Annotated in this window: 4 protein-coding genes; all 4 read left to right on the plus strand. The window is 39.5% G+C overall.

Annotated elements, in window-relative coordinates; all coding sequences use genetic code 11:
- On the plus strand, positions 1–914 hold a 914-nt coding region (locus tag UC75_RS02465; protein ID WP_049837332.1), incomplete at its 5' end, for an HlyD family efflux transporter periplasmic adaptor subunit.
- The gene (locus tag UC75_RS02470) at positions 907–2,670 is read left to right on the plus strand and encodes an ATP-binding cassette domain-containing protein (RefSeq protein WP_049836559.1); all 1,764 of its coding nucleotides are present in this window, start codon (positions 907–909) and stop codon (positions 2,668–2,670) included. The genes UC75_RS02465 and UC75_RS02470, both read left to right, overlap by 8 nt.
- A 10-nt stretch (positions 2,671–2,680) precedes the next feature.
- Complete coding sequence (locus UC75_RS02475; RefSeq protein ID WP_049836560.1) at positions 2,681–3,805, plus strand: ABC transporter permease; 1,125 nt, start codon at positions 2,681–2,683, stop codon at positions 3,803–3,805.
- A 4-nt stretch (positions 3,806–3,809) separates the two neighbouring features.
- Positions 3,810–4,228: ABC transporter permease (locus tag UC75_RS19865; protein WP_228137033.1), on the plus strand; the 419-nt coding region annotated here is incomplete at its 3' end.

The following is a 4,228-nucleotide window of genomic DNA, read 5'->3' on the forward strand; positions in this document are numbered from 1 at the left end:
CTTTATATGGAAATGTTGATATTCGCCAAGTTTCACTTGCATTCGAACAGTCTGGTCGTATAGAGAAACTGTTAGTACAAGAGGGAGATAAAGTTAAAGCAGGGCAAGTACTAGCGACTATTAATACCAATGCATTACATATTCAGACAAAGCAAGCTCAAGCACAACTTAAAGCTCAACAAGAGGCAATTGTTAAACAAGAAGTGGGAGCTCGCCCAGAGGAAATTAGTCAAGCAAAAGCACAACTTGCTTCTGCCCAAGCTGAGCTTGATAAAACCAATAAAAACCTGCAACGCTTACAAATTTTGGTAAGTAGTACTGATGGTCGGGCCATTAGCCAACAAGAGCTAGACTATGCCAAAAGTAATAAAGATAGTGCTGAGGCAGCGGTCCGTGAAAGACAAGCTAATTTAGAATTGATCATTAAAGGTGCTAGACAAGAAGATCGTGAAGCGACCAAAGCACAGTATGAAGTGACCAAAGCTAATTTAGATCTAATTAACTATAACCTTACTCAAGCTGAATTAAAGTCTCCTGTAAATGCAGTGGTACGAGCTCGGTTACAAGAAGTTGGAGATATGACAACTGCGCAAAAGGCAGTTTATACATTGGCTTTGACCGATCCAAAATGGATTCGTGTGTATGTAAACGAACAAGATTTAAGCTCTATTAAAATGGGTGGCACGGCCCAAGTTATTCATGATTCTGATCCCAATCAACCTATCAATGGAAAAATTGGCTATATATCTTCAGTGGCTGAGTTCACGCCGAAAACAGTACAGACCGAAGAGATTAGAACAACACTGGTTTATGAGGTTAGGGTCTATGTAAATGATCCGAATGATCAATTGAAAATGGGCCAACCTGTGACTGTAAACGTGCCACTTGCTTCAGGTGAGAAAGCTCATGACTGATGAAAAAGCAGTGGTTCAAGTTAAAAATTTGTTCATGACTTTTAAGGCTGAGAGTAAAAAGACAGCAGAAATTACGGCAATTGATGATTTGAATATTGAAATCAATAAAGGAGAGCTTACTGCTTTGGTAGGTCCAGATGGTTCGGGAAAAACAACTTTATTAAGATTAATTGCAGGGCTATATAAAGCCACTTCGGGTTCATTAAATGTACTTGGAATTGATGTGAGTAAAATTCCGCAAGCTGTACAAGACCGTATTAGCTATATGCCACAACGTTTTGGACTCTATGAAGATTTAAGCGTACAGGAAAATTTAGTTTTATATGCCGACTTACATGGCGTTTCAAAGGATGTACGGGGGCAAAGATTTAAACGCTTATTGGAAATAACGGATCTTACTCAATTCACTCAACGCCTAGCAGGCCAACTTTCTGGTGGGATGAAACAAAAATTAGGGCTGGCATGTACTTTAGTTCGTTCCCCAGAATTGCTCTTACTTGATGAGCCTAGTGTTGGAGTGGACCCTTTATCAAGACGAGATTTATGGATCATTATTGAACAGCTTGTTCAGGAAGAAAACTTAAGCGTAATTATAAGTACTGCTTATATGGATGAAGCAGAAAAATGTGCCCAAGTTTATATTATGCATGAGGGAAAAATTTTAAAACAAGGTTCACCTGAACAATTAAAAGAAATAGCACTTGGACAAACATGGAATATAAAACCTTCAGAGCAGATTAAGGCTCGGACCTTACAAGCCCAGTTACTTGATAACCATGTAGAGATTATTGATGCTGTTCCAAAGGGCGAGCAAGTGAACTTTATTAGTCGTCAAAAAGAGCTATCAGCTGATACTTTACCTGAAGGGCTAAGAGCCAATGTGCGACCAGCAGAACTTGAAGATGCGTTTATGCTGTTGTTACAGCAGACTCAAAAGCAACCAAAACATATATCTATTTCTAAGCAAGCTTTTCAATTAGAACAAAACGATAATTTGAAATCAGAGCAACCTATCATTGTAGTTAAAGATTTAGTCCGAACTTTTGGAGATTTTACTGCAGTTGCCAATACATCATTTACTGTACTACGTGGCGAAATATTTGGATTACTTGGGCCGAATGGAGCTGGTAAAACCACAACATTTCGAATGTTGTGTGGATTGCTACCAGCAAGTAGCGGGTATATGGAAGTTGCTGGGAAAAACTTACGGACAGCTCGTGCTGAGGCAAGAGCCAAAGTGGGGTATGTCTCGCAAAAATTTGCACTGTATAGCAATTTAACTGTCTTAGAAAACTTGAAGTTTTTTGGTGGAGCCTATGGGTTATCTGGCAAAAAACTAAATCAACAAATTGATAAAGCCTTACAGCAATACGATTTAAAACCTCATAGTAAAAGTGGTGATTTACCGGGTGGGTATAAACAACGGCTATCTATGGCTGCTGCACTATTACATGAACCAGAAATTTTATTTTTAGACGAACCCACCAGCGGAATTGACCCTCTTGCACGGCGATCATTTTGGTACAGCATTGGTGAACTGGCAAATCAGGGCATTACCATCATTATTACGACGCATTTTATGGAGGAGGCAGAATATTGTGACCGCATTGCCATACAAGATGCTGGAAAGTTATTGGCCTTAGGGTCTCCCCAACAAGTCCGTAAATTGGCAAGTAAAGATAAACATATTGCTGATATGAATGAGGCTTTTATAGCAATTGTGGAACAAGCACGCGCGTTAAGGCACGCTGGTTAGGAGGTCTACAATGAGCTTTGGATTTTGGAATCGGCTGACAGCATTAGTTCGTAAAGAAACTAAGCAGCTCATTCGTGATAAAAGCAGCCTCGGGATTGGTCTGGTTTTACCTGTTATTTTAATTCTACTGTTTGGTTATGGACTTTCCTTTGATTTAAATCAGGCCCGAGTCGGCGTTGTCGTTGATCAGTCTTCACCGCAGATCAATCAGGCTTTAGCTGGTTTAAATGGCTCACGATATTTAACAAGTCAAGAGTTTCATAATTTGCCTGAAGCAGAGCAGGCCATTCGAGATGGCGAAATTGATGCCATTTTGCATTTTTCTTCAGATTTTGCCAGTCAGGCGCAGCAAGGTAATGCCAAGGTTCAACTATTATTAAATGGGACATCCACCACCATAGCAACAGCCTTAGAAGGTTATGTTGCAGGTGCTTTAGCTACCGCGCCGTCCATACAAGTTGACCGTGGTCAAATATTAGCAACGTCAAGCGCCGTTAATATTGAACAACGAATATGGTTTAACGAATCTGGTAACAGTACTTGGTTTTTAGTCCCTGGCTTGATGGTGCTCATTTTAACTTTAATTGGCGCATTTTTAACTGGTTTACTTATTGCCCGTGAAAGAGAACGGGGAACTCTAGAAGCTTTATTTGTTACGCCTGTACGGCCATTTGAAATTGTATTAGCAAAACTCATTCCCTATGTGGTGGTCGGCATGATTGATATCGTGATTTGTCTTGTTGCTGCATATTTTATTTTTGAAGTGCCTATGCGCGGTTCATTATTCTCAATTTTGTCTGCTTCATTTCTATATTTAATTGTGTCGTTATTACTTGGTTTAACTATATCAGGCTTTGCCCAAAGTCAGTTTCAGGCGAGTCAAATTGCCTTATTGGCAAGTTTTATGCCCGCGCTGATGCTTTCTGGGTTTGTTTTTGATACACGCAACTTGCCTTTGGTTGTGCAAATTATTAGTCAGTTACTACCGGCTACACACTTTATGATTTTAATTAAAACCTTATTTATGGGAGGTGATGATTGGAAGTTATGGTTTAAAGAGTGCGGTTTTCTGTTGGGATATATCGTTGTTTTGATATGTGCTGTGAACTTTTCGCTGAAAAAACGGTTGAGATAAAGTTATGTGGCAGCAACTAATCGCTTGGCTAAAACATTTAAGTTTTTTGGTCAAAAAAGAATTTTTAACCATTTTTAGTGATCCTGCAAATAGAGTCATTCTATTTGTACCAGCCCTCATGCAGGCACTTTTGTTTGGTTATGCTGCCACTTATGATGTTAACCGTGTGGATTATGCAATTTTAGATCAGAGCAATGGGCAGGTTTCACATGAACTCATCTCAAAACTAGATGGCTCTGGTATTTTTAAGCGAGTTGCAACACTTGAATATACCGATCAAATCAAACAAGTTATTGATAGCCGTCAGGCACTAGTTGTAATTACGATACCGTCCGACTTTGAAGACAAATTAAATAATAACCAAAGTTCATCTATACAAGTGATTGTTGATGGTAGGAACTCATCAACTGCGGTCGTGGCAGG

Source organism: Acinetobacter sp. V2, assembly GCF_001188385.1.
Taxonomy (GTDB): domain Bacteria; phylum Pseudomonadota; class Gammaproteobacteria; order Pseudomonadales; family Moraxellaceae; genus Acinetobacter; species Acinetobacter oleivorans.